This window comes from Bradyrhizobium sp. USDA 10063 (assembly GCF_054063735.1).
Map to the genome: position 1 here is coordinate 2,999,535 of NZ_JBSSGP010000002.1, position 23,155 is coordinate 3,022,689.

Annotated in this window: 25 protein-coding genes; 7 read left to right on the forward strand and 18 right to left on the reverse strand. The window is 62.9% G+C overall.

Going from position 1 to position 23,155, the window contains the following annotated elements; all coding sequences use genetic code 11:
• Positions 1–38 precede the first annotated feature (38 nt).
• The 6 genes from ACVJGD_RS16600 to ACVJGD_RS16625 form a co-directional block, all read right to left on the reverse strand.
• Positions 39–1,607: a flagellar biosynthesis protein FlgL gene (locus tag ACVJGD_RS16600; protein ID WP_456635345.1), complete on the reverse strand. Its 1,569-nt coding sequence runs from the start codon at positions 1,605–1,607 to the stop codon at positions 39–41.
• A 7-nt stretch (positions 1,608–1,614) separates the two neighbouring features.
• Positions 1,615–3,507 (reverse strand): flagellar hook-associated protein FlgK, encoded by a 1,893-nt coding sequence (flgK, locus tag ACVJGD_RS16605; protein WP_456635346.1) that lies wholly within the window; start codon positions 3,505–3,507, stop codon positions 1,615–1,617.
• Between the two features lie 36 nt (positions 3,508–3,543).
• Positions 3,544–5,403, reverse strand: coding sequence for a flagellar hook-basal body complex protein (locus tag ACVJGD_RS16610; RefSeq protein WP_456635347.1), 1,860 nt, complete (start codon positions 5,401–5,403; stop codon positions 3,544–3,546).
• Positions 5,404–5,634: 231 nt separating this feature from the next.
• The gene (locus ACVJGD_RS16615) at positions 5,635–5,949 is read right to left on the reverse strand and encodes a metal-sulfur cluster assembly factor (protein ID WP_456635348.1); all 315 of its coding nucleotides are present in this window, start codon (positions 5,947–5,949) and stop codon (positions 5,635–5,637) included.
• A complete protein-coding gene (locus tag ACVJGD_RS16620) occupies positions 5,946–6,452 on the reverse strand; it encodes a DUF2249 domain-containing protein (protein WP_456635349.1) in 507 nt (168 codons plus the stop codon). Before ACVJGD_RS16620 ends, ACVJGD_RS16615 begins: the two co-directional genes overlap by 4 nt.
• A gap of 17 nt (positions 6,453–6,469) precedes the next feature.
• Positions 6,470–7,807: a hypothetical protein gene (locus ACVJGD_RS16625; protein ID WP_456635350.1), complete on the reverse strand. Its 1,338-nt coding sequence runs from the start codon at positions 7,805–7,807 to the stop codon at positions 6,470–6,472.
• Positions 7,808–7,977: 170 nt separating this feature from the next.
• Here ACVJGD_RS16625 and ACVJGD_RS16630 point away from each other — a divergent pair, with 170 nt between their 5' ends.
• Entirely contained in the window at positions 7,978–8,154 is a 177-nt protein-coding gene (locus ACVJGD_RS16630) for a hypothetical protein (RefSeq protein ID WP_456635351.1), read from the forward strand.
• Between the two features lie 54 nt (positions 8,155–8,208).
• Positions 8,209–8,412, forward strand: coding sequence for a hypothetical protein (locus ACVJGD_RS16635; RefSeq protein WP_456635352.1), 204 nt, complete (start codon positions 8,209–8,211; stop codon positions 8,410–8,412).
• Between the two features lie 4 nt (positions 8,413–8,416).
• On the opposite strand, the gene ACVJGD_RS16640 is transcribed toward ACVJGD_RS16635, so the two are convergent.
• Complete coding sequence (locus ACVJGD_RS16640) at positions 8,417–8,875, reverse strand: pseudoazurin (RefSeq protein ID WP_456635353.1); 459 nt, start codon at positions 8,873–8,875, stop codon at positions 8,417–8,419.
• Between the two features lie 189 nt (positions 8,876–9,064).
• Between ACVJGD_RS16640 and ACVJGD_RS16645 the strand changes: the two genes are divergently transcribed.
• Positions 9,065–9,787 (forward strand): Crp/Fnr family transcriptional regulator, encoded by a 723-nt coding sequence (locus ACVJGD_RS16645; RefSeq protein ID WP_456635354.1) that lies wholly within the window; start codon positions 9,065–9,067, stop codon positions 9,785–9,787.
• On the opposite strand, the gene ACVJGD_RS16650 is transcribed toward ACVJGD_RS16645, so the two are convergent.
• Entirely contained in the window at positions 9,784–9,990 is a 207-nt protein-coding gene (locus tag ACVJGD_RS16650; RefSeq protein ID WP_456635355.1) for a DUF1858 domain-containing protein, read from the reverse strand. The two genes, ACVJGD_RS16645 and ACVJGD_RS16650, sit on opposite strands and share 4 nt — an antisense overlap.
• 178 nt (positions 9,991–10,168) lie before the next feature.
• Between ACVJGD_RS16650 and nirK the strand changes: the two genes are divergently transcribed.
• From nirK to hemN, 3 genes are all read left to right on the forward strand, one after another.
• Positions 10,169–11,290, forward strand: a complete 1,122-nt coding sequence (nirK, locus tag ACVJGD_RS16655) for a copper-containing nitrite reductase (protein WP_456635356.1) — start codon at positions 10,169–10,171, stop codon at positions 11,288–11,290.
• Positions 11,291–11,357: 67 nt separating this feature from the next.
• Positions 11,358–12,221 (forward strand): SUMF1/EgtB/PvdO family nonheme iron enzyme, encoded by an 864-nt coding sequence (locus tag ACVJGD_RS16660; RefSeq protein WP_456635357.1) that lies wholly within the window; start codon positions 11,358–11,360, stop codon positions 12,219–12,221.
• Positions 12,222–12,308: 87 nt separating this feature from the next.
• Positions 12,309–13,661 (forward strand): oxygen-independent coproporphyrinogen III oxidase, encoded by a 1,353-nt coding sequence (gene hemN / locus ACVJGD_RS16665; protein WP_456635358.1) that lies wholly within the window; start codon positions 12,309–12,311, stop codon positions 13,659–13,661.
• Between the two features lie 220 nt (positions 13,662–13,881).
• Here the strand turns inward: hemN and ACVJGD_RS16670 are convergent, their stop codons facing one another.
• From ACVJGD_RS16670 to ACVJGD_RS16695, 6 genes are all read right to left on the reverse strand, one after another.
• Complete coding sequence (locus ACVJGD_RS16670; protein WP_456635359.1) at positions 13,882–15,795, reverse strand: VWA domain-containing protein; 1,914 nt, start codon at positions 15,793–15,795, stop codon at positions 13,882–13,884.
• A 10-nt stretch (positions 15,796–15,805) separates the two neighbouring features.
• Positions 15,806–16,618 (reverse strand): AAA family ATPase, encoded by an 813-nt coding sequence (locus ACVJGD_RS16675; RefSeq protein ID WP_456635360.1) that lies wholly within the window; start codon positions 16,616–16,618, stop codon positions 15,806–15,808.
• A 60-nt stretch (positions 16,619–16,678) separates the two neighbouring features.
• Entirely contained in the window at positions 16,679–18,025 is a 1,347-nt protein-coding gene (locus ACVJGD_RS16680) for a cbb3-type cytochrome c oxidase subunit I (RefSeq protein ID WP_456635361.1), read from the reverse strand.
• A 40-nt stretch (positions 18,026–18,065) separates the two neighbouring features.
• Positions 18,066–18,518 (reverse strand): c-type cytochrome, encoded by a 453-nt coding sequence (locus ACVJGD_RS16685; protein ID WP_456635362.1) that lies wholly within the window; start codon positions 18,516–18,518, stop codon positions 18,066–18,068.
• A gap of 105 nt (positions 18,519–18,623) precedes the next feature.
• Complete coding sequence (locus tag ACVJGD_RS16690) at positions 18,624–18,890, reverse strand: cytochrome C oxidase subunit IV family protein (RefSeq protein WP_456635363.1); 267 nt, start codon at positions 18,888–18,890, stop codon at positions 18,624–18,626.
• 1 nt (position 18,891) lies between these two features.
• On the reverse strand, positions 18,892–19,461 hold the full coding sequence (locus ACVJGD_RS16695; protein ID WP_456635364.1) for a cytochrome c oxidase subunit 3: 570 nt from the start codon (positions 19,459–19,461) through the stop codon (positions 18,892–18,894).
• Between the two features lie 161 nt (positions 19,462–19,622).
• Between ACVJGD_RS16695 and ACVJGD_RS16700 the strand changes: the two genes are divergently transcribed.
• On the forward strand, positions 19,623–19,778 hold the full coding sequence (locus ACVJGD_RS16700) for a hypothetical protein (RefSeq protein ID WP_456635365.1): 156 nt from the start codon (positions 19,623–19,625) through the stop codon (positions 19,776–19,778).
• Between the two features lie 38 nt (positions 19,779–19,816).
• On the opposite strand, the gene ACVJGD_RS16705 is transcribed toward ACVJGD_RS16700, so the two are convergent.
• From ACVJGD_RS16705 to ACVJGD_RS16720, 4 genes are read right to left on the reverse strand one after another with little or no spacing between them, the layout of a single operon-like run.
• A complete protein-coding gene (locus ACVJGD_RS16705) occupies positions 19,817–20,536 on the reverse strand; it encodes an ABC transporter ATP-binding protein (protein ID WP_456635366.1) in 720 nt (239 codons plus the stop codon).
• Positions 20,529–21,284 carry an ABC transporter ATP-binding protein gene (locus ACVJGD_RS16710; RefSeq protein WP_456635367.1) on the reverse strand — a complete coding sequence of 252 codons (756 nt, stop codon included), beginning with the start codon at positions 21,282–21,284 and terminating at the stop codon, positions 20,529–20,531. Before ACVJGD_RS16710 ends, ACVJGD_RS16705 begins: the two co-directional genes overlap by 8 nt.
• Positions 21,281–22,276 carry a branched-chain amino acid ABC transporter permease gene (locus ACVJGD_RS16715; protein WP_456635368.1) on the reverse strand — a complete coding sequence of 332 codons (996 nt, stop codon included), beginning with the start codon at positions 22,274–22,276 and terminating at the stop codon, positions 21,281–21,283. Before ACVJGD_RS16715 ends, ACVJGD_RS16710 begins: the two co-directional genes overlap by 4 nt.
• The gene (locus ACVJGD_RS16720) at positions 22,273–23,148 is read right to left on the reverse strand and encodes a branched-chain amino acid ABC transporter permease (RefSeq protein WP_456635369.1); all 876 of its coding nucleotides are present in this window, start codon (positions 23,146–23,148) and stop codon (positions 22,273–22,275) included. Before ACVJGD_RS16720 ends, ACVJGD_RS16715 begins: the two co-directional genes overlap by 4 nt.
• Positions 23,149–23,155: the final 7 nt, after the last annotated feature.

The following is a 23,155-nucleotide window of genomic DNA, read 5'->3' on the forward strand; positions in this document are numbered from 1 at the left end:
CACGATCGCAGCTTCACCACCCTGCGCCGCGGCCGCACTTAGATGAATTTAACCAGGCTCATCTGGTAAAGCATCGACGTCGTTTGATAGGACGCCTGCAATGCAGTCTGCAGTGCCAGGATTTTGGTCGCGACTTCGTCGTCATTGATGCCTTCGATGGAATCCAGCATCGTTTGGGCCATCGCCTTGGTCTGAACCTGCCGATCGGTGGCCGCTTTGATGGACCCCTGCGCGCCGGCGAAATCGGCCTGGATGCCTTCGATGGTCTGGGTGCCCGGGACCGTTGCCAAACTGTTCGCAACTCGCTGGTTGAGCGCGGTGACCTGGGCATTGGCATAGGGATCCGTCGCCGGCGTCGTCACAGCCGCGAATACTGCCACCGTCTGCAGTTGCGAACGCAAGGCTGGTTCGTCGGCTCTGGCGCCATACTGCACCGTGATGGATGTATCGATCTGGGCTACCGCCGATCCGCGCGCCGAGCCGTTCGCCGCAGTATTCTGTTCACCATTGTACCAGATCACCGTGTTGTCGGGAGTGCCGGCCACGAGCGTGGTGGCTGACGCAAGCGGCGTCGTGCCGACGCGCAGCGGAGGTTGATCGAAGAAATTATCACCGGCCTCCATCGCCGACGCCGCCACCATCGGACCGTTCGCCAGATTCTTCATGGAGGTCCCGAGTGCGGTATTCAGGTTGGCTGCCGTCTCGGTAGTGTCAGCACCAATCAGGAAGCTGTTGGCGGCAAGCGGAGTGGTGTCCGATGCCGTCATGATAATATCTTCCTTCGTTCCGTCCGGCATGGTGAAGGTGAATTTGACCTGGTCGCCGACTTTCGGATTGGTCGTGCCAAGGTCAACCGACATAGACTTCTGAACCGGTGTCGCCGGTGGCGCCGGCGGAACCGTCGCGGGCAGGTCCACAGGCTGCGTGACGGTGGCGCCAGTTATATTTGTGGATACGCCGGTGAGTTTGATCCCGAACGGCTGCGCCTGCTGCGGAGGTGCCGGTGTTGCATCCTCCTCGGTGAGAACAACTGATGTTGCCGGCGTGCCGACGGCGCTGCCGACGCGACCGTTCTGGTTGACACCGAGATCCGCGATCTTTCGCTCGGCGATGACCTGCTTCAGTCCAGCGACCTGGGCACCGCGACCGTTCATGATCTCGTCAGCCGGTGCCACGGGCGCGGTATCTGTAGCGCGGCCGGAAAACAGATAGCGATCACCTGACTTGGCGTTGAGCATGTCGACTGAATCGGTGAAGTCGAGCAATGCAGTCTTCTGGCCTGAGGTATGGCCCGCATCGTCGAGATCTATGCTTGCGCCGACAGCCGCGCCCTTCACTTCCGACCCGATCGCCACCAGCCGCTGCAGTGAAAGGTTGACGACACCGATGCGTGTGTTCAGATTGGTCGCAGTATCGGAATAGGCTCCTATCCCGGTGATCTGCGCGCGTAGCGCGATCGCAAGGCTGCGGCCACTCCCCTGCCCCGAATAGGTATTGGAGATCTTGCCGGTCGCGAGTTGCTGCGTCAGCGTATCGAGCTGACTGCGCAAATCGAGAATGCCTGACCCGATATAGGACGTGCGTTGACTAACCCCGGATATGGTCATGGTTACCTCAGAATACCTGCATCAGGGTTTTGTACATGTCGTTGACCGCCGACATCACGCGCGCGTTTGCCGAATAAGCATTCTGCAGCGACAAGAGATGCGCCATCTCTTCGTCCATGTTCACGCCTGATGATGTCGACATCTTCTGCTCGAGCGTGCTGAGCACGACGTTCTGACCATCGGCCAGTTGCTTCGCCGCATCGGCGTCCGCTCCCTGCTGACTGGTGAACTGCTGCATGAAGCTGAGCAACGTACCCTTGAACGGCGCGCTCGCACTACCAACCCCGCTCTGCGCACCGAACGTGTAGGTCGCGTTGCTTAGCTGATTGAGGATGAACGTGGGGCGTGTCGTGTCGCCCGCGGGGGTCGAACTTCCGTACGCCACGAGCTTGGCTGGATCATTGATCAGCGCGCTGTTGATCGTCAGGCGTCCCGCAAGGCCCGTCATCTGAGATCCGGACGCGCCGATCGCGCCGCTGTAAGACGAACCGTTGTCGGTGAAGAGAGCGATCTGCGGGCTGCCATCGCTCAACGCATTCGGGTCCTTGGTGACCGTAACCGAGGCGCTATCGATGCGGGCGAAGGCGGGATTGTTGAGAACGCTTAGCGATGTGCTCGTCCCGCTGAACGTGACATTGCCGCCCAAAGCAGCATTGAGCTGATTGAGCACCGACGAGAACGAACCGGAGAAATCGATTCCGATCACCTGATCATTCGGGTCGGCCGTCACATCGTTCGACAGGGGCAGCACGCGTGGGTCATCAACGCGCACGAGCGAGATTTCGCGCTGCTGATTGGTCGCCGCATCAGTATAGGTGAGATGAATGACGTTGCCGGATTTCATCCCCGAGATGTCGAGCGCAAATCCCGAAGGAGTTCCGGTCGGGACTGGCGGAGCTGTTATCGCCGTACCCGCTATCGTTTGATCGGACAACGCGCTCGACAGCGACGCAGCAAACTGGTCGAGCTGGTTTTGTGCCGTGACCAACGTCTTGTCTCGCAGCTCGGTATAAGCCGCGATCTTGCCCGATTTGATCGCACCGGTGGCCGTGAGGTTGACCGACCCGCCCCCGCCTGGAAACTCAACTACGACAGAGCCGAGCTGGCTCTGATTGGGATCACTGCTCCAGGTCGTATTTGCGTTGACGGTGGCCTGAGCGTTGAACGACAGGGTTGCGGCTTCGTTACCCACGAGCTGAATGCCGGAGCCGGTAAAAACCGTGACCTGATTGACGCTATTGGTCGTGACACGGATGTCCATCAACTCCGATAGCTGAGTCACATACTGGTCACGCTGATCGAGCAATGCGGCAGTCGACGCATCCGTAGAGGTGCCGCCGAACGGATTGGCCGCCAACTGGTTGTTGATTGACGCTATCTGCTTCAACAGATTGTTCGCTGTCGTAACTGAGTCCTTGATGCCGGTCTCGGCAACGCCGCGCAGGGTTTGAATACCTTGCGTCATCGAGTTCAGTTGCTGCGTAAGCGTCGACGCCGCGTTGAGAACGCTTATCCGGGCCGACTGGCTGTCAGCGCTGGTATTGAGCGCCTGCAGGGCCGTCGTGAGGTCGTTAAACGCGCTCTCCAGCGTTCCGATTGAGCCCGGATCTCCATAGAGGCTTTGTACTTGCTGCAGAATGCTTGAGCGCAACGAGGCGTAGGACGCGCCCGATGTTTCCGTGCGCAACTGCGCCTGGATGTATTGATCGAGTTCGCGATTGATCCCGGTAATGACAACGTTGCTGCCATATGAACCGGAATAGGACGTGACCTGGTTGATCGTCTTGCGAACGTAACCGGGCGTTTCCGCATTGGCAACATTCGACGAGACCAACGACATCGCCGCCTGGTTGGCGCGGAGGCCGGACATGGCAATGGCGAGGGCGTCATTCAGGCTCATGACAAGCTACTCTCAAGCGGTTACGCGCGATGTCGATTAGCGCATCACGTTCAGGAGATCCTGGACCATCGTGTTCGTTGTCGTGATCACTTTGGTGTTTGCCGAATAGGCCTGCTGCGTCACGATCAATTTTGTGAATTCGTCGGCGATGTCCGTATTCGAGGATTCGAGTGACGAGCCCGAGATACTCCCACCTTTTCCATAGAGCGCCTCGCCGGATTCGTTGGTCACTTCAAAGGCGCCGCCGTCGACGCGCTTCAGGAAGTTGGCGCCGTTAAAGGTGGCAATAGAGACCTCCGCGAGATCGATGTTGCGGCCGTTCGAGTAGGTGCCGACAACGCGTCCCTCGTCGCTGACCGACACGCTTTGCAATTGACCTGCCGCGTAACCGTCCTGCTCGAGCTGGTTCACTTGCACGTTGCCATTGGTGTCCGCAAACTGCGTCAGTCCACCGGTACCAAATGCCATTGTGACGTTGCCCAGGCTGGAACCATTGACGGTAAGCCCGGCCAGTGTGATCTGACCCACCACCGGCTGCATCTGTCCATTCGGGCCAAACTTGAAATCCGTTCCGACGTTCTGCCAGGCAACGGTGTTTCCAGTCGCGTTGGAATTGACCTGATAGAATAGATTCCAGGTGTCCGTGCCACCCGTGCTGGACGATTCAACTTTGGCCCATCGGAACTGCAGGCTGACCGGGGCGCCGTTGCCGTCATACGCGGTCGTGGTGCCGCCGCTTATCGACTCATTCAGAAAGGTCTGGTTGTCGCTGCCAATGACGATACCCGTACCGGCTGTTCCGCCGCCCGCACGCAACCCGGTAACAGTGCCCGAGAAGCCCAGCGCTTGAAATGCTGCGACGGCCGATGCGGAAGGACCTGCGGCAAGGCTGAAGTCATTCGCCGTACCAGTATTCAAGGTGATTGCACCGCTGCTCGACACGCTGGATGCCGGCGATGGAGAAGCATTACCTGTGAGACCGTCAATGGTGCTCAACAGGCTTCCAACCGTCGCGGTAGCGAGGTCGACAAAAGTAGTGCCGGCGACAGGCGCAGGTGCGGCTCCGGTATAGAATGAAATCGTGTTGGTTGTGGTGACACCGCCATTGGTCGTCTTTAACACCAGAGTGTCACCGCTCGCAAAGCCCGCCGTGAGCGAATTCGTGCCCGACGCGCCCGCGAGGGCCGTCGCTGCGGAAATCGGTTGCGCTATCGTCTCAAAGTTGTTCCGTGCGTTGCCGGTTACACCCGTATTGGCAAATGGCGTCGCGGCCGTTCCAAGGGTTCGTGGGTTGGATATGAAATCCGCAGGCCTCAGCAATTCCGAGCCTGGCACTGAGGTTTGGTGGTTGGTGGTGAGCGGATAGCTGGCCAGATTGGCGCGATAGTCGATCTTGGTGGTCGCTTGCGACGGCAGGAAATCGTTCTGGAACCTCAAGACTTCCGGCGCACTTGCGGTGGGATTTCCGGTCGTCGGATCAATCTTCACGCCCTCGAGATAGTAACCGGCACCGTTAACGAGATATCCGTTTTTATCCAGCGTGAAGTCGCCGCGCCTTGTGTATCGGTTGACGCCGTCGAATATCGGCTGGTTGTCAGACACGCTACCCGGCTTCTGCACGGCGAAGAAGCCGTCGCCGTTGATTGCCATGTAAGTGGCGACCGAAGCCGACTGAACGGAGCCGGCAATCGTGTTGGTGCTGCGGGAGTTTGCAACCACGCTGCCTGCAAGCTGCGCGTTCGTGCCGGTGTCGGGAATGAGGTCAAGGAAGCTGGTGTCGATCCGCTTGAAGCCGGTCGTCTGCGAGTTCGCGATATTACCGGAAATGTTTTCCAGCGCGTACGAGTTTGCCCGCAGTCCTGCAACGGACGTGGTAAGGGCGCCGAAGATACCCATTACATCATCTCCAATTGGATCCGGGCGGCCGCCGGGATGTTCTGGGTGTCATGGCCGCAACCAGCGAGATCATTGCAAGCTGCCTGCCAATAAAAAATCACAATGAAATCAGATAGATACGGCGACGCGACACCGGCAAAACCGGATCAAAATTGCCTAACCCAGCAACTTTTGCCTAGCTGTTCGCCTGTCATGAATGCGACGTGACCTGGCCGCGACGTCGTCCCCGGTTCAGTTGACCGTGGCGAAGCCGAGCGAGGCTCGGACGGCCGGGGCGATGCGTGCTGGAGTCCAGGGCGGATCGAACGTCATCTCGACATCGACCGAGCCGACGCCCGGCACTTGCGCGACCCGGCTCCTCACGCCTTCCTCCAGGAAACCAGTCGCGGGGCATCCTGGGGTGGTCGCCGTCATCGTGATGCGGACGGCGTCTTCGACGACCGCGATGTCGTAGACGAAGCCGAGATCGACGATGTTGTGACCGAGCTCCGGATCGATCACGACGCGCAGCGCGTCCCTGATACGGTCGACGAGTTCGCCGGTCATGACGGAGCCCTCACGGTCAGTTCGTAGGTTGCGCCATCAGGCGTGAATCCCCCGAGCCAGCGGTATCCACGCTTCTCGAGCTGCGGGAACAGAAACACGGGCTCGCGGCGCAACAGCGCCGAAAGGGTCTCGCCGGGCGCCAGTTTCTCGGCGGCCGCAAGGATCCGGACCATGGGCTCAGGCGGATCGAGGTCGCGATTGTCCAGCTTCACTGCGGGCTGCGGCCAATCGTCGAAGCTCGGCGCGCCGGCGGGAGTGGCGGTCTGCTTCGCCGCCTCCGCCGGCGTGAACAGAACTTCCCACTCGCCGCCGTCGAGCGCTCGCCCGGAATGCGCGAACCCTCTGTCTGCCATGACGGCGAACAGCGGGACCGGCTCGAACGTGGCGTAGAGGCGGAGCCCCTGCCCGGGCTCGAGGCGTTCGAGCGCAGCCATGATGACCGAGAACGGCTCGCCGCCTGCGCGCAGGATCGGACGAACGTCGACGTCGATGTATTCGATCATGCTTCTTCCTTTCGTCTCTAGTTCCTTGCGAACAGCAGATGCGGCGCGCGGGTGCCGCCCGGCAGGCGCAGCGGACTCGCGACATCCGCAAGCTGCCGCGTCCGGATCACTTCGCGAACGATGCCGATGACCCCGACGGCTATCGCCATCGCGGCGGCTCGGAACCCCGATGGTTGGCCGATCAGCAGCATCAACGTTCCGGTCCAGACGGCCGCGTAGTAGATCACGAACCACTTCGACGCCCTCCGCTCCGCAACGAGGTCCTGAACGCGGGGAGTCGGGGTCCGTCCCATCACGGGACCATAGGTCTCGAGCCAGGTCAGGAACGCCACGATCTTGTAGAGCTTGGCGAGGACGAGCCCCGACAGCCAGCCGAAAACGGCGAGGAACACGAACGCTCCGACATGCACGGCAAAGTCGCCGGTCACGACGAGCGCGGCACCCAGAAGTGCCGTCCCCGCCAGGCTCGCGAACGACAGCGTCGCCATCCGCGTGTTGAGCTCGAGCCGGCGCCGCTTGCGGGCGCGGAAGATTGCGAGCACGTCGCGCAAATATAGAGCAGCAGTCGCCAGGCCGAGGACGGCGGCGATCGATAGCACGACGTCCAATCCGGCAAAGAGCCCGATCGCGAGGACACCGCCGACCACCGTGACGGCAATCGCGAGTGCGCCGGCCGCCAACGTCGTGCCGCTCTTCCGGTCGTCGACGTCAGGCGACAGCATGAACATGGACAATAGCCGGTAGCTGACGCCCATCGCCGTTATCGTCAGCCAGCCGCCAAGACCGGCGATCGCGTGCAGCGGGACACCGCCGGCCAGAATCGATTGCCCGATCGATCCCGCCCACCCCGCCAGCGCAAACGCGAAGACCGCGCCCAAGGCAACGGTGGCGCAGAGCGAGGCCAGCCCGACGAGGACGAAGCGGGCCGGGCCCACCGGCCGCAGCCATGCGGTCAGCCCGAGATCGACGATGATCAGCCCGAATCCGGCGATCAGCAGGACCGCGCCGAGCGGAAGCAACCAGAGCCAGGCGGGCAGCCGACCTCCCAATGCCAGGAAGCCCGCGAGCAGCGAGGCGAGACCGGCGGTCAGCAGAGCGAGAGCCGGCAAAGCCCAATTCTCCGAAAACAGCGGCTTCGCGACGAGGACAGGCACGAACTGGAACAGCGCGCCGCACATCGCGAGGCTAAGCCATCCGATGCAGACCACATGCACCAGGACGAGCGTATCAGGTGATGCAAGATCGGCCGCGGGAAAGCCGACGCCCGCAACCATCAGTGCCAGCGCGACGAACAGCCAGGCGACAGCCATCGCGAAGTAGCTCATCGTCCATCGTGATATGCTGGCGCCGATCATCGCGATCTCAGAACTTCTCTCTGCCGTAGCGGTTAATCGTAGGTTGTCACGATCACGGGCTCTTTGTCGGGGCACAAATTGCAGCGGCGTTCAGATAAGTGTTTGATCCCCGACAAAGATCGCGCTGCCCCTGATCTGCAATATCGCGCTCGTCATCAACGGAGGACGCGATGCGGATTTTCGAAAGATTGCGACGACGAAGCCGAAGCGAGCGCGCCATCGAACGCAAACTTTTCGAGGCCATCACCGACGATCTTCTCCGGAGGCTCGAGGACGGAACTTCGATCCTGGTTTTCCCGGAGACCAACACTGCCTGCCGCCCGGCCGAGGAAAAGGCGCATCGGTAGACTTGGCTTTGCGTCACATCAATGCGCCGTCCCTTTCCGTGACAGAAAAGGCTAATGTATAGTGCTATGGCGCGCGACGGCTGGCTCCCGATCGCGCTTGCCCCGGAGGATTGCCATCTCGAACTCGGCCACGTCCGCAAGGACGGGATCGAGGCATTGCGTTTCCCGTGTCGGCGCCAGTCCGGCGTCTGGTACAACGTCTGGACCGACGAGGCAGTACTCGTCCATCCGACCCACTGGCGGAGCTGGCGCCGCTAGAGCGTCACTTGGACGCGGTCTTGCTGGCTTCGAGTTTGTCGAAGAGCGTCGCGAACACCTGCTTTGCCTTGCCGGTCTGCGGGACCGCCTTGGCCTGATCGACGTTGCCGGGCGTACCGACTACGATCATCGCGACCATGCCCATGCCGTAGTGAGGAAGACACTTCACGCCGTAGACACCCTCCTTGTCGAACTTGACGGCAATATCTTCGCCATTCTTGCCGACGAAGGGCGTTGCACCCTCCGGAAGCATGCCCTTGACGGACTCGGCGTTGTGACCCTTGTCGGTGGACAGGAACTTCACTGTGTCGCCGGGCGCGATCTTCACGAAGGCGGGCTCGAACACCATCACTCCACCATCGGCTCCCTTGTTCAGGAGCTTGATCTCGACCTCCGCCGCCCCGGCGCCTCCGGCCAGGATTAGAGCCGCTGCGGCACCAACCAACATCGCAATCTGTCTCATGTTTTTACGTTTCCTGAAACTTGCGCCCGAAGTCCACCGGGCTATCGCGTGTCAGATATCCCTGCCCCGCCCGGGGTAGCTTGCGCCAGCTCAACTTCGTCGTAGAATTCTGGATTAAGACCTTGGCGAGCCGTTGGGGCTTGCATCGACCGCGGATGGTCTCCGCGGCATATTGGAACGAGGATATCGATGGCCGCAGTCGACCGCTCGCTGGTCGCGAACCTGCCGATGTTCGCCGGGCTTACGCCCGCCGAACAGGACGAACTGCTGCGCGAAGCGCGTTCGATTCGATACCCGAAGGGAGTCGCGGTCTTCGACCAGGGCGCGGAAGCGGATCGCTTCTTCCTCTTGCTTCACGGACATCTTCGCGTCGAGAAGACGACGCCGCACGGGCAGCAATCCGTGGTCCGCTACGTCTCAGCCGGCGAGCTCTTCGGCGTCGCGCAGGCCATGAATCTGACGCACTATCCGGCGACCGCCGTCGCTGCCGTGGACAGCATCGCGCTCGCCTGGCCTTCATCTTCCTGGCACCGCCTGATCGTCAAATATCCGAGCCTCGCCAGCACCGCGCTCCAGACCGTGGGAAGCCGTCTTCAGGATACGCAAGCGCGCGTCATGGAAATGTCGAGTGAGCAGGTCGAACAGCGCGTCGCCCATGCGCTGCTGCGCCTGGCCAAACAGGCGGGAAGGAAGGTCGATGCCGGTGTCGAGATCGACTTCCCGATCAGCCGGCAGGACGTCGCCGAGATGACCGGAACGACGCTGCATACCGTCAGCCGGATTCTCAGCGCGTGGGAGCAGCAGGGTCTGGTCGAGGGTGGCAGGCAGCGCATCGTCCTGCGCGACACGCACAGGCTGCACAGCCTCGCCGAAGGCGCGGAAGCCGGCCAGGTACGCAAGCACGCGCCCTAGGCGGCTTTCGCCGTATCCGCAAGCTTCGACACGAAGACGTTGGCGTCCACGCCGTGTTCGCCGCATGCCTCCTCGATCGAGTGGAAAGCGCCGATCGGACAGCCGACACATCGCATCCTGAAGTCGAGAAAGACGCGTATTGCGGGCGGCCATCGGCGCATCACGTCGTCGACCATCATATCCGCGGTTGGCGCTGCATTCATTCCCATACGGCTACCGTAACCCGGCAGCCTCCAGTTCTCTTTGCTCGTCCGCAAATTCTCGAACAGATCGCGTCGTCGAATAAATCGACGTCTCGTTGTTCCAGAACAAAGTGCTTGGCGACCGGATCGCACATGATGCACGCATCGAATTAGGACATACGAAGCGATGGAGAGCATCATGCTGACGAGAAGGACCGCCCTGATGGGAGCCGCGATCGCGGCGCTGATGATAAGCGCGCCGGCGCTGGCCGCCGACGACCTCAAGCTGCCGCGCGAACGGGTCGAGCTGGTCGCGCCGCCGTTCGTGCATCCGCACGAACAGGCGACCAAGGCCGGACCGAAGATCGTCGAGTTCAAGCTTACGATCCAGGAGAAGGAAGTCGTGATCGACGACGCCGGCACCAGGTTTCATGCGATGACGTTCAATGGCTCGATGCCCGGCCCGATGATGGTGGTGCACGAAGGGGACTACATGGAGCTGACACTCGTCAATCCCGCGACCAATGCCATGCCGCACAACATCGACCTTCACTCGTCGACCGGAGCGCTGGGCGGCGGCGCACTGACCAAGGTCAATCCGGGCGAACAGGCCGTGTTGCGCTGGAAGGCGACGCGGCCCGGTGTCTTCGTCTATCACTGCGCTCCTGAGGGCATGGTCCCATGGCACGTGGTCTCCGGCATGCATGGCACGGTGATGGTGCTGCCGCGTGATGGGCTGAAGGACCGTGACGGCAAGTCGCTGCGTTACGACAAGATCTTCTACATCGGCGAGAACGACCTCTACGTGCCGAAGGACGCGAACGGCAAGTACAAGACCTACGACACGGTCGGCGAGTCCTATGCGGACACCACGGAGGTCATGCGCAAGCTGATCCCGACGCACGTCGTCTTCAACGGGCGGGTCGGTGCGCTGACCGGCAAGAATGCATTGACCGCGAAGGTCGGCGAGACTGTGATGATCGTGCATTCGCAGGCCAACCGCGACACCCGTCCGCACCTGATCGGCGGGCACGGCGACTATGTCTGGGAGACCGGCAAGTTCAACAACCCGCCGGAGAAGGATCTTGAAACCTGGCTGGTGCGCGGCGGTTCGGCGGCAGCCGCGTTGTATACCTTCCGCCAACCCGGCGTGTACGCCTATCTCAACCACAACCTGATTGAGGCCTTCGAACTCGGCGCCGCAGCGCACATCAAGGTGGAAGGCAAGTGGAGCGATGACCTCATGAAGCAGGTCTCTCCTCCCGGCCCGATCCCAGGCGACAAGCTCGGCGCCGCCGACCCGGCAACCTTCAGCCGCTAGGTGGAGCCGAAAAAGGGACGGCCCGCGGTCCCTACCCGCGGGCCGTTCACGAAGCGGAGGCGACATCATGCTCATCCTGATGAAAATGAAGACGGCCATGCTCGCCGGCGCGCTGGCTGCGCCGATCTTGACAACCGTGCTCTCGCCCGCGCCTCCGCACGATGAGGACGGGGCCGTGCGCCTCTCTCGCGCTTCCTTCAGTTATCGGGCTGCCGGCGATTTCTCGCGGAATGACAGACCGGTCGAAGGACCTCTGCGCAAACTCCGCCTGCCTGCTGACCTTGTCGTCATGAAGCGGCAGGTCACGGTCGCCGAGTACGTGCGCTGCGTCGACGACGGAGCCTGTCCAAAGGTGCCGGTCCCCAACGGCTCATTGGACGTGCCCGTCGTCGGCGTCAGTTGGCACGACGCTTCGGCCTACGCCGCATGGCTGTCGCGCAGGACCGGCGTTACCTATCGTCTGCCGACCGACGAGGAGTGGACATTCGCGGCCGCCGAGAAGGCGCGCGACGAAGCGTTGCCGCTGGTCGACCCCGCAGATCCGGCGCAGGCCTGGATCGCCCGCTATGAAGCCGAATCCGCCCGCTCCAAGCCCGCCGAGAAGGCCGCGCAACCCGGGGGCACGTTCGGCACCAACAGCAACGGATTGGACGACTTGGCCGGCAATATCTGGGAGTGGACGGATAGCTGCTTCGTCCGCGCCTCGCTCGATGACGGAGCCGAGCGGATCACCAACACGAATTGCGGGGTCCGCGTCGTGGAGGGAGCCCACCGCGCCTACATGACCGACTTCATTCGCGATCCCAAGTCCGGCGGATGCGCCGTGGGGGTTCCGCCGACCAATCTCGGCTTCAGGCTCGTCGTCGAGCCTTCCGGCCCCGTCGTCACGGCGATCTCGCGAAATGTGGCGAAGCTGCTGAGGCGAACATGACCGAAGGCTGAGCGGACGGATTGAGCTAGAACAAAGTCATTCCCCCACGGGTCCGATAGACGATGCGGAGACGAAGGAGGAAGGCAGATGCGATCCGATTTGGCGCAATCCTACGGGCAGGACCGGCTGCCGCGCTACACCAGCTATCCCACCGCCCCGCATTTTTCTCCGGCGCTCGGCGAGGACGACTATCGGCAGTGGCTCAAATCGGTACCCATCCGGCAGCCGGCGTCGCTCTACCTCCACGTACCGTTCTGCCGATCCATGTGCTGGTACTGCGGATGTCATACGTCCGTGACGAAGCGTGACGAGCCGATCGCGATCTACGCGTCGGGCCTGCGCACGGAAGCGCTTCTTGTCGCCGAGACGATTGGACAAAGGCTGCCGGTCTCCCATATCCACTTCGGCGGCGGCACGCCGACGATCATGTCGCCGGAGACGTTCGCGGACCTCGTCGGCGCCTTGCGCTATTCGTTCTTCGTGCTGCCCGATGCCGAGATCGCCGTCGAGATCGACCCGCGCACGCTGACCGAGCCGATGGCGGAGGCGCTGGGCTACTGCGGCGTCAATCGCGCGAGCCTCGGAGTCCAAAGCTTCGATCCGGCGGTGCAGCGCGCCATCAATCGGCAGCAGAGCTTCGAACAGACTGCCGTGTCCGTCGAGCGACTGCGCCGCGCCGGCGTCAGCAGGCTCAATTTCGATCTGCTCTATGGTCTTCCCATGCAGACGGCGGATTCTTGCCTGGACACGGTCGCAAAATGTGTCGAGCTGCGTCCGGATCGCTTCTCGGTGTTCGGTTACGCGCACGTTCCGTCCTTCAAGAAGCATCAGCGCAAGATTGCCGAAGAGTCCTTACCTGACAGTGTCCAGCGCCATATTCAGTCCGAAACGATCGCGCAAGCCTTGCTCGATGCGGGCTACGTGCGCATCGGCCTGGATCACTTCGCCCTTCCGACCGACAATCTTGCCGTAGCAAGACGCGAAGGCAGGTTGCGGCGGAATTTCCAGGGCTACACTGACGATTCGGCCGACACGCTCATCGGTCTCGGCGCCAGCGCCATCGGCCGCATGCCTCAAGGTTTCGTGCAGAACGCCGTGCCGACGCGCGACTATCTTGCGCGCATCGTCGAGGACCGGCTCGCCACCGTCAAGGGCTACGCGTTCACCGGGGAAGACCGCTTCCGCGCCGACATCATCGAGCGCATCATGTGCGACCTTGCCGTCGACCTTCCCAAGATATCGCGGCTGCACGGCCGCAACCCGGAAACCGCTATCGTCGATCGGTCGCGGATAGAGAGCCTCATCGCCGATGGCGCCGTGACGATGTTCGATGACCGTCTCTCGGTCAACGACGGTGCGGAGTTCCTGGCTCGAAGCGTCGCTTCGGCGTTCGACGCACATCTTCCGCGGTCCGCGGCTACGCACAGCCGCGCGGTCTGAATTAGAGCAATCGCCGACTAGGTTTAAAACGCAACCCCGGTGAAGCTGCGCTCCCTCTCCCGCTTGCGGGGGAGGGCTGGGGTGGGGGTGCCTCCGCATTGGGGCTCCCCGAGTGGAGAGAGCCCTCACCCGGCGCTACGCGCCGACCTCTCCCGCAAGCGGGAGAGGTGAAGATTCAGCCCGCTCGGATCATGCTCTAGCTAGTTAGCCGAAAAGCTGGCTATTGCGTGAGCTGCCGGTACAGCGCCGGCAAGGCGGCCGGCAGGCGTCGGATGTTGCCAACGATTGCATAACCGCTTCGCCCGAACAGCGTCGGAAAATAGCTCTGGGCGGTTGCATCGATCGTGACGCCGAAGACTGCGGCGCCGAGCCGGCGCGCCTCCTGCACGGCCTTGCGGGTGTCCTCGATGGCGAAGCGGCCTTCGTAATGGTCGACGTCGTTCGGCTTGCCGTCGGTGAGAACGATCAGCAGTTTCTTCCGCTGCGGCTGCGCCGCGAGTTCGGAGGCGGCGTGGCGCACCGCCGCCCCGATGCGGGTGTAGTATCCAGGCCTGAGCGCCCCGATCCGCCGCTCCACCGACGCGCTTATCGGCTCTCCGAACGCCTTGACGGTCTCGAGCCGCACCCACGACCGCCGTCGCGAAGTGAACGTCAGGATGCTGTGGTGATCGCCGCAGGCTGACAGGCCGTGCGCGAGCACAAGCAATGCCTCTTTTTCCACGTCCAGGACGCGGTACCCGTCCACCCATGCGTCGGTCGAAAGGGACACGTCGACGAGCAGCGTCACCGCCAGATCGTGACCTTGCGGCCGCATCGCCAGATGAACGCGATCGAGCGCGCCGCTGCCGGCACGGAGATCGCAACGCGCGCGGACCAGCGCGTCGATGTCGAGGTCGTGCCCGTCGGGCTGTGCCTTCATGAGCTCGTAGCGCGGCCGCAGCGCCTCGAACTGGCGCCGCACCTGGCGGATGCGGCGGCGCATCGCCTGGTCCGCCGCCCAGCTTTCGCCGGTCTCACCGGCATCCGCCGTCAACACGCGGCAATGATCCTGCAGATAAAGGCGGCTGCGGTAGTCCCATTCCGGGTACAGCCGCTCGCCCTTGAGCCGCGCGGGATCGACCGCTTCCGGCGGAAGGTCGAGATCGAACTTCAGCTTCGTCGCAGGCTTTCCGTTGCGCCGCCCGATCGACAGGTCTTCCAGATCGTCCGCCGCCTTGCGCGCGCCCTCGTCCTCGCTGTCGTCGGAGGGACGGTCCACGTTCACCATCTCCGCCATGGCCAGGATCTTCTCGAACCGGTTGAGGATGAACGGATCTCTCTTGTCGGCTCCGTTCTCCCGCTCGCGCGTCGCAAAGCGCTTTCGCGAGTCCGGCGCCTCCGCCTGGGCATCGTGCGAGACATCGTCCTGATCTTGAGACACGGGTGCGAGGTCGCGGCTCCAGCAATCGCCCCACAACGGGCATGGCAGCACCGGGCGATATCCGGCCGGCGCCCGCTCCGGCAGCGCCTTCTCGCCGATCATCGAAAGCCACAGCTCCCCTTGCGGCGGTGCCACCGCGCCAAGGAGCGTAAGCACGATCTGTTCGACCTCGCGCTCCACGCGAGGCAACGGCCGCTGCGGCCGGGCGGATGCCACCGCCGCGGCCAGTCGTGTGTAGGAGCCGGCTAGTCCTGGAAATCGAGCCGCGACCATGGCGGCCGTGGCACGAGCGCGACGCAGGACGAGGAGATCGCGCCGGAGCGGATCGGTCTCGTCGATCGCCTCCAATGGCACGGTCGCAAACCACGCAGCGAGCCATCGATAGAGCGCCGCATTCAGACCGCGATCCGGAAACAAGGCGATGCGCTCGGGCAGGAAAATGGTCGCCGCGTCGCGCCCTGGATGGGCAAGGGATTCGTCACCCAGGCCAATTCGCTGCCTCCAGGCGAGCCGGTGTCCGGACTTGCGAGCGCCTGCGCCGGCGAGCGCGACGCCGGCCTCGCCGCCCAGCGCGCGAAACATGACGGCGATTTGTCCCTGTACGTCCGAGAGTACGACGGCGTGATCGGCGTGAACCGGATAGGACGCAGTCGCGCCGACGAGGCGATGCCACGCGCGGCCGACGGTCTCCTCCAATTCGAGAAAATCCAGCATCGGCGCTCACCTATCCAATGACGGCCCGTGCAACCTCCACTAGCGCGGCCTTGACGTCGCTATCATCAGTCAGCGGCTCGATCATGCCGGCGAGGACGGCCTCGCTGACGGAAATGCCGGCCGCGACGAGCGTGGCGCAATAGACGATGAGGCGCGTCGAGACGCCCTCCTCCAGGTCATGTCCCCTGAGCGCGCGCAGACGTCCGGCGAGTTGAACCAGTGGGCGCACGCGATCCGGTGGAAGCCCGCTTTCCGCCGATACGACGGCGATCTCCCGCTCCGGCGGCAGGAAGTCGAACTCGATGGCGACGAAGCGCTGCCGCGTCGACGGCTTCAATGCCTTCAATAGACTCTGGTAGCCGGGATTGTAGGATACGACCAGCATGAAGCCCGGCGGCGCGACGAGTTCCTCGCCGGTCCGCTCGAGCGGCAGGATACGGCGATCGTCGGTCAGTGGATGCAGCACCACCGTCACGTCCTTGCGGGCTTCCACCACCTCGTCAAGATAGCAGATGCCGCCTTCGCGCACCGCCCGGGTCAGGGGACCGTCCGTCCAGACCGTGTCGCCGCCCTTGAGCAGGTAGCGGCCCGTGAGGTCGGCCGCGGTAAGATCGTCGTGGCAGGCGACGGTATGCAGCGAAACCGCGAGGCGTGCGGCCATGTGGGCAACGAACCGGGTCTTGCCACAGCCCGTGGGGCCTTTCAGCAATACCGGCAGGCCGCGACGCCACGCGTGCTCGAACAGCACGCATTCGTTTCCGCTCGGCACATAGGCCGGAATCTCCGGAGTGGAGTTTGCTACGGCCTGAAGGACGGATTTCATGATGGTTCTCCGGGACATCCAGGGAATGGCGGCCGCGAAGTGCGCGGCCGCCGCCTTGCTCTACTCGGCGGGCTGCAGCGCACCGCCGGCGAAGGGCTGCTTCTCGCGTCCGGGCACCAGCACAGCCCAGACAAACATCAGTGCGGAAATCACGACGAACACACCGGAGCCGAGACGGACCCAGTAGAACATCGCCAGTTGATCCTGCACTTCCATGTAGCCCTGGCCGAGCACGCGCTGCAGATGGACCTGGATGATGCCGGCGAAGGTCAGCGCGAAGGTCATCGTCATCATCGCCGTGCACATGATCCAGAAGCTTGCCATACTGAGCCATTGGTTATAGGGCGCGCGTCCGCGGATCTCCGGGATCGCGTACGCCATCACCGCGAGGTTCAGCATCACATAGGCACCGAAGAACGCGAGGTGCCCGTGCGCGGCAGTCACCTGGGTGCCGTGCGTGTAGTAGTTGACCGATGACAGGGTGTGCAGGAAACCCCAGACGCCGGCCCCGAGGAACGCCATCACGGAGCAGCCGACCGACCACAAGAGCGCGGCGCGGTTCGGATGCTTGCGTCCGGCCTTCCAGGTCATCTGCACGGTGAAGATCACCATGGTGAAGAAGGGCGCGACCTCCAGCGTCGAGAACAGAGAGCCGATCCACTGCCAGTATCCCGGCGCGCCGATCCAATAGAAGTGGTGGCCGGTGCCGAGGATGCCCGAGAACAGCGCCAGGCCGATGATGACGTAGAGCCACTTCTCGACCACCTCGCGGTCGATGCCGTTGAGCTTGATCATCAGGAACGCGAGCACCGAGGCCATGATCAGCTCCCAGACGCCCTCGACCCACAGATGCACGATGTACCACCAGTACATCTTGTCGACCGCGAGGTTCGCCGGATTGTAGAACGCGAACAGGAAGAAGATCGCCACGCCCCACAGGCCGAACAGCAGGATGTTCGTCACCGTCGTCTTGCGGCCCTTCAGCGCCGTCATCGTCACGTTGAACAGGAACATCAGGCAGACGACGACGATGCCGACCTTGATGATGAAGGGCTGCTCGAGGAATTCACGTCCCTCATGATAGTGGAAGAGATAGCCGACGACTGCGGCGCCCGCCGCGCCGAAGAACATCCAGAACTGGATCTTGGCGAGCAGCGGACTGAAGAGCTTGGTCTCGGTCTCCTCCGGCAACAGATAGTAGGTCGCGCCCATGAAGCCGATCAGCGACCACACGATCAGGGCGTTGGTGTGGATCATCCTGACGATGTTGAAGGGCAGCAGGACCGAAAGCGTATTCGGCAGGACGTAGATCGTGCCGGCGAGCACGCCGAAGGCAACCTGGGCGAGAAAGAGCGTCAGCGCGCCGTAGAAGTACAGCATCGCGACTTTCTGGGTCTGGTATTTCATCGAAAAGCTCTCTTGTTGAAGGGCTGTCAGGATGCGGTGCTCATCCGGCCTTGTTGGGCGGCCAGTCCTGGCGCTTGATGGTGCTGGTCCATTGCAGGAAGTCGGCGAGATCGTTGAGTTCCTGGTCGGTCAGGTTGAATTGCGGCATCTGTCGCCGGCCCGGCGCGCCGGACGGCTGCGCCTGCATCCACGCCTTCAGGATGTCCCTTGCAGCGGCCGGATCCTCGTTGCCGCCCCAGCGCTCCCACACGTTGCCGACCTCCGGCGCGAAATAGGCGCCCTCGCCGAGCAGCGTGTGGCAGTTGATGCAGGAGTTCTTCTCCCAGACATGTTTGCCGCGCGCGACAGAATCCGTCAGCGTCGAGGCGTTCGTGGAGGTGTTGACCATGTAGTAGTGACTGTGGGCCGTCAGGCCGAGGAAGATCGCGAAGAAGAAGGCGGATCCTCCGTAGAAGACGTTCCGGGCAGCCGTTTTCGTGAGGCGTTCAGCCATCACCTATCCTTTCCGGTTCAGGTTAGCGGTGCGGGCGCCGGGCCAATCTACGTGGCGGCCCCATCGGTTCTTTGTGCTGGAGCAACCATCACGGCATTCGCCGCCTCAGATCAGGAGCCTGGCGACAGAGGCGGCGAAGGCGAACGACGCCAGGCCGAGCACCCATGCGGTGACCAGTCCGCGCCAGATCGCGGGTACTGCGCGAAGGCCGAGGAAGTCGAGCAGGATCCACCGCCCCTTCAGCGCCGCGAACCCGAGCACGACGACGTTGCTCAGCCATGCAACTGGCAGGATTCGGGAAGCGATGAGCGTCGCGATCGCAAGGCCGATCAGGAGGATCAGGGTCGTTTCGAGCGGATGACGGGCCACCATTTCAGCGCACCAGGTAGATGATCGGAAACATCAGGATCCAGACCAGGTCGACCATGTGCCAGAACGACGTTCCGGTCTCGACCACGCCGGGTTCCGCGCTACGCAGGGCCACCGCCAATATCAACATGCCGAGCACGACGTGCAGCAGATGGAAGCCGGTCAGAAGGAAGTACAAGGTGAAGAACGTACTGGTCTCCAGCCCAGCACCGCTCGCAATCTCGCGTGTGTATTCGAGAAGCTTGATCGCGACGAACGCGCCTCCAAACGCGATCGCGAGCAGCAGCCAGCGACGGCAGGCCGCCGCCGCATACGCGCGAGCGGCCGCCGCTCCACGTGCGGCGGCCCACCCGCTCGTCACCAACACCAAGGTGTTGAGGGCCGCGAGGCCCGGATCGAGGACTGCCTGGCCGGAGGCGAAGACGGCGGGGTTGACGGCGCGGGCGATCGCGAACGCGCCGAGCAGCAGGCCGAAGACGGCGAACTCGCTGAAGATCAGGACCCAGATCATCGGGTCGCCGGGGAGTTCAGCCAGCAGGCCGCTTTCCTGCACTTCGCAATCTTGAGCCGACATGGATCCTCCGGACAGGGTCGTGCCTCGGATCGCTATCGGGGATGACGGCCCTGATCTTTGTCGCCGGACAAAGACGGGTACGGCCCGTCGCGTAAGTTCCGGGTCAGCACGGTCGCGCAAGGGCCGACGGTATCAAATTGCTCGGAATCGGAGTTGGAACCATGAGCGACGCGCAGGTCGGCCTCCTTACCGCGACGCCTCTGATCATGCTCTTCGCTGGCGCGCTGAGAGCGATGGGTGTCCTGTCGACCACGGCGACGGTCTCGGCGATCGCGCTGTCGGTCGCCATCGCCGTGATGCTCTTCGTGACCCAGTAGGCCTTCCAACGCCTGTGACGCGAGATCGAACGTCGCGGTCACACGGCGCAGTATCGTTCCTGAATCTCCCGGTCCGCAAGCAGCGACGCAGCACTGCTCTCATGCACCACCTCGCCCTGGTCAATAATCACGGCGCGGTCGGCGAGTCGCAGGGCCCATTCGACGTTCTGTTCGACCAGGAGCAGCGTCTTGCCTTCGTCCCGCAGGCGGCGGAACAGCGCGCCCATCTCCTCGACCAGCACGGGCATGATGCCTTCGGAGGGCTCATCGAGCAGAATCATCTTTGGCTTCGCGATCAGCGCGCGGGCGATGGCGAGCATCTGCTGCTCGCCGCCCGACAACGTCACGCCTTCCTGATCGAGGCGCTCCCTCAGGCGTGGAAATGTCTCCGCGATCTCGTCGATGGCTGCGCGCTCCTCAATATCGTTTGCGGCGGCAACCAGCCCCAGCCGCAGGTTCTCGCGCACCGAAAGACCGGGAACGATGCGTCGATCCTCCGGCACGTAGGCCAGACCGAGATGAAAGCGCTGGTAGGCGCGCATCGGCAACAGCTCCTTCCCCGCAAAGCGCACGCGCCCCGTTGCTTTCGGCATCAACCCCATCATTGCCCGCAGGGTCGTGGTCTTGCCGGCGCCGTTACGGCCGACCAGCGCAACCACTTCGCCCTCCTTCACGCGCAGCGAGATGCCGTGGAGAACGTGGCTCACGCCATACCAGGCGTGAATATCGACAAGCTCGAGAAGCGCAGTCTCAGCCATAGCCTTCACTCTGTCCGAGATAGATCCGGCGAACCTCGGGATTGCCCCGGATCTCGTCCGGCGTACCGTCCGCGATGAGCCTGCCATGATGCAGCACCAGCACGCGCTTGCTCAGGCCAAGCACCATCTTCATCTTGTGCTCGACCAGCAGCACGGTGCGCCTCTCGGCAAGCCGCTCCAGCAGCGCCACCATTTCCCTGGTTTCCTCCGGTCCCATCCCGGCGGTCGGCTCATCGAGCAGCAGAAGCTCGGGTTCCGATACCAGCGCAATCGCGATCTCGAGCGCGCGCTGCTGACCATGCGCAAGGAGCTTTGCAATGGTGCTGCGCTTTTCCTGCAGGCCGACAGCCTCCAGGGCCGCATCGGCACGTACGTTCAGCTCGTCGAGACGGGCGCGGCTGCGCCAGATGTCGTAGCTCACGGTGAGTGCCTGCGCCGCCACCCGCACATTCTCATGGACCGTCAGATCAGGAAATATGTTGGTGATCTGATAGGAGCGCGAGATGCCCCGATGCACGAAACGGTGCTGCGGCAGCCCGTTCAGCTCGCGCCCTTTGAAACGCAGCGAGCCGCTCGAGGGCGACAGTGCGCCGGAAAGGATGTTGAAGAAGGTGCTCTTTCCGGCACCGTTCGGACCAATGATCGAGGTGAGCTGGCCCGCAGTAAAGGACACGCTGATATCCTCAAGCGCGACAAAGCCTCCGAAGCGGCGACCGATCCGTTCGGCGCAAAGCAACTCGTCGCTCATTGCCGCTCCCTTCTTGGCAGGGTTTCGAGCAGCGTCCCCCAGATGCCCTTCGGCAGGAACAGCACGAACAGGATGAAGATTGCGCCGACGAATATCTGCCAGTGGGAGGTCCACAGCGATATGACGTCTTCGAGGATCAAAAAGGTGGCTGCGCCGACAAACGGCCCGAAGAAGCTGCGCGCGCCGCCCAGCAGCACCATCATCACGATCATGCCTGAGGTCTGATAATGCAGGATGTCCAGCGGCACGATGGACAGGTGAAGGGCCAACATGCATCCCCCGAGCGAAGAGATCGCGCCGGACAGCATGAACACGATCAGCTTGCAGCGTTCGACATTGTAGCCGCATGCCCGCGCCCGCTGTTCATTCTCCCTGATGGCCTCGATCACCGCGCCGAACGGCGAATTCAGGATCCGCGACTGAAACCACATCGCGAGCGCCGCAAAGATCATCAGAACGTAGTATTTGTTGACGGGATCGAGGAAGTTCACCGGAAAGCCCAGGAGGCTGATGCGCTCGACGGTGAATCCCCGCAGCCCGTTCTCGCCTCCAGTGAAGGACGAGGCCTGCAGCGCCACATAATAGACAAGTTGCGCGAGAGCCAGCGTCACCATGGAGAAGTAGATGCCGCGGGTGCGCGTCGAGACCACCCCGATCGCGGCAGCAAGAAGCGTGCTGAGCACGACCGCCAACGCCACGGCCGCAAACCATGGCACGCCATAACGACCGATCGCGATGCCGGTGAGGTAGGCGCCGGAACCGAAGAAGGCTGCCTGGCCGAACGACAACAGGCCGGTGTAGCCGAACAACAGATTGTAGCCCATGACCACGACGCCGTAGATCAGCACGTTGACGGCCAGCGCCTTGGACGGCAGCACCCAGGGCAGGATCGCCAAAACGGCGATCGAGAGCAGCACGCGCTGGTCCATCAGCCACGTGGGTGCGCCGAACGGTTTGGATAACCTCGCGTCGGTTGTCGATCGGGATGTCATGCGGCTCTCCCCTTCAGACCAAACAGCCCTTGGGGCCTGATCAGGAGCACGACCGCCATCAGGGCGAACATCACGATAGTCGCCATCTCCGGCGCAAACAGGGCGACCATGCTGATGGCGATACCGACCATGAGTCCCGCCACGACCGCACCGACGATCGAGCCAAGTCCGCCGATGACAGTCACCACGAACGCTTCGGCTAGTACCAGCGAGCCCATCTCCGGATTGACGCTGCGCATGGGCCCGGCCAGCACGCCCCCGAGCGCCGCAAGCGCGACGCCAAGACCGAACACGGCGAGCCATACCCTTCCGATGTCAACGCCGAGCACCTGCATGATCGCGGGATCGCGAGCGCCGGCGCGCACGATAAGACCGACGCGCGTCCTCTCCAGCATCAGCCAGAGCACCAGCAATATCGCCGCAACAAGCGCGATCACAAAGAGGCGGTAGCGCGGGAAAAAGCCGATTCCAAGATCGACGACGCCAACAAGTTGCGGCGGAGTAGGAAACGGAATGCCGTCGCTGCCGAACACGATCCGCACGCCCTCCACCAGCACGTAACTGAGCCCGAACGTCAGCAACAGCGGATCGTCGATCGACCTTCCGTATAGCCGCCGGATCAGCACGAACTCGATCAGCATGCCGAAGGCGCCGATCAGGATGGGCGCGATCAGGAGTCCCCACCAGAAACTTCCGGTGAGGGACGCGAGGTACAGCCCGGCATAGGCTCCGATCATGAACAGCGCGCCATGAGCGAAATTGACCACGCCAAGCATCCCGAACACGATCGTCAATCCGAGCGCCGTGATCACCAGGACCGCCCCAAGCGCGATCCCGGAAAATAGTTGCATGGTGATCAGTGAGAGTTCCATCGCGTGA

What these genes read in the sequence shown, in the direction of transcription:
- ACVJGD_RS16620 (WP_456635349.1), bottom strand. Translation starts at nt 6,452, where the DNA reads ATGATCGAATACATCGACGTCGACGTTCGTCCGATCCTGCGCGCAGGC.
- ACVJGD_RS16690 (WP_456635363.1), bottom strand. Translation starts at nt 18,890, where the DNA reads ATGGTGGCCCGTCATCCGCTCGAAACGACCCTGATCCTCCTGATCGGC.
- ACVJGD_RS16600 (WP_456635345.1), bottom strand. Translation starts at nt 1,607, where the DNA reads ATGACCATATCCGGGGTTAGTCAACGCACGTCCTATATCGGGTCAGGC.
- ACVJGD_RS16685 (WP_456635362.1), bottom strand. Translation starts at nt 18,518, where the DNA reads ATGGCTGAACGCCTCACGAAAACGGCTGCCCGGAACGTCTTCTACGGA.
- ACVJGD_RS16720 (WP_456635369.1), bottom strand. Translation starts at nt 23,148, where the DNA reads ATGGAACTCTCACTGATCACCATGCAACTATTTTCCGGGATCGCGCTT.
- ACVJGD_RS16705 (WP_456635366.1), bottom strand. Translation starts at nt 20,536, where the DNA reads ATGGCTGAGACTGCGCTTCTCGAGCTTGTCGATATTCACGCCTGGTAT.
- hemN (WP_456635358.1), top strand. Translation starts at nt 12,309, where the DNA reads ATGCGATCCGATTTGGCGCAATCCTACGGGCAGGACCGGCTGCCGCGC.
- ACVJGD_RS16640 (WP_456635353.1), bottom strand. Translation starts at nt 8,875, where the DNA reads ATGAGACAGATTGCGATGTTGGTTGGTGCCGCAGCGGCTCTAATCCTG.
- ACVJGD_RS16630 (WP_456635351.1), top strand. Translation starts at nt 7,978, where the DNA reads ATGCGGATTTTCGAAAGATTGCGACGACGAAGCCGAAGCGAGCGCGCC.
- flgK (WP_456635346.1), bottom strand. Translation starts at nt 3,507, where the DNA reads ATGAGCCTGAATGACGCCCTCGCCATTGCCATGTCCGGCCTCCGCGCC.
- ACVJGD_RS16700 (WP_456635365.1), top strand. Translation starts at nt 19,623, where the DNA reads ATGAGCGACGCGCAGGTCGGCCTCCTTACCGCGACGCCTCTGATCATG.
- ACVJGD_RS16710 (WP_456635367.1), bottom strand. Translation starts at nt 21,284, where the DNA reads ATGAGCGACGAGTTGCTTTGCGCCGAACGGATCGGTCGCCGCTTCGGA.
- ACVJGD_RS16610 (WP_456635347.1), bottom strand. Translation starts at nt 5,403, where the DNA reads ATGGGTATCTTCGGCGCCCTTACCACGTCCGTTGCAGGACTGCGGGCA.
- ACVJGD_RS16650 (WP_456635355.1), bottom strand. Translation starts at nt 9,990, where the DNA reads ATGAATGCAGCGCCAACCGCGGATATGATGGTCGACGACGTGATGCGC.
- ACVJGD_RS16715 (WP_456635368.1), bottom strand. Translation starts at nt 22,276, where the DNA reads ATGACATCCCGATCGACAACCGACGCGAGGTTATCCAAACCGTTCGGC.
- ACVJGD_RS16635 (WP_456635352.1), top strand. Translation starts at nt 8,209, where the DNA reads ATGTATAGTGCTATGGCGCGCGACGGCTGGCTCCCGATCGCGCTTGCC.
- ACVJGD_RS16615 (WP_456635348.1), bottom strand. Translation starts at nt 5,949, where the DNA reads ATGACCGGCGAACTCGTCGACCGTATCAGGGACGCGCTGCGCGTCGTG.
- ACVJGD_RS16625 (WP_456635350.1), bottom strand. Translation starts at nt 7,807, where the DNA reads ATGATCGGCGCCAGCATATCACGATGGACGATGAGCTACTTCGCGATG.
- ACVJGD_RS16670 (WP_456635359.1), bottom strand. Translation starts at nt 15,795, where the DNA reads ATGCTGGATTTTCTCGAATTGGAGGAGACCGTCGGCCGCGCGTGGCAT.
- ACVJGD_RS16680 (WP_456635361.1), bottom strand. Translation starts at nt 18,025, where the DNA reads ATGAAATACCAGACCCAGAAAGTCGCGATGCTGTACTTCTACGGCGCG.
- ACVJGD_RS16695 (WP_456635364.1), bottom strand. Translation starts at nt 19,461, where the DNA reads ATGTCGGCTCAAGATTGCGAAGTGCAGGAAAGCGGCCTGCTGGCTGAA.
- ACVJGD_RS16660 (WP_456635357.1), top strand. Translation starts at nt 11,358, where the DNA reads ATGCTCATCCTGATGAAAATGAAGACGGCCATGCTCGCCGGCGCGCTG.
- ACVJGD_RS16675 (WP_456635360.1), bottom strand. Translation starts at nt 16,618, where the DNA reads ATGAAATCCGTCCTTCAGGCCGTAGCAAACTCCACTCCGGAGATTCCG.
- nirK (WP_456635356.1), top strand. Translation starts at nt 10,169, where the DNA reads ATGCTGACGAGAAGGACCGCCCTGATGGGAGCCGCGATCGCGGCGCTG.
- ACVJGD_RS16645 (WP_456635354.1), top strand. Translation starts at nt 9,065, where the DNA reads ATGGCCGCAGTCGACCGCTCGCTGGTCGCGAACCTGCCGATGTTCGCC.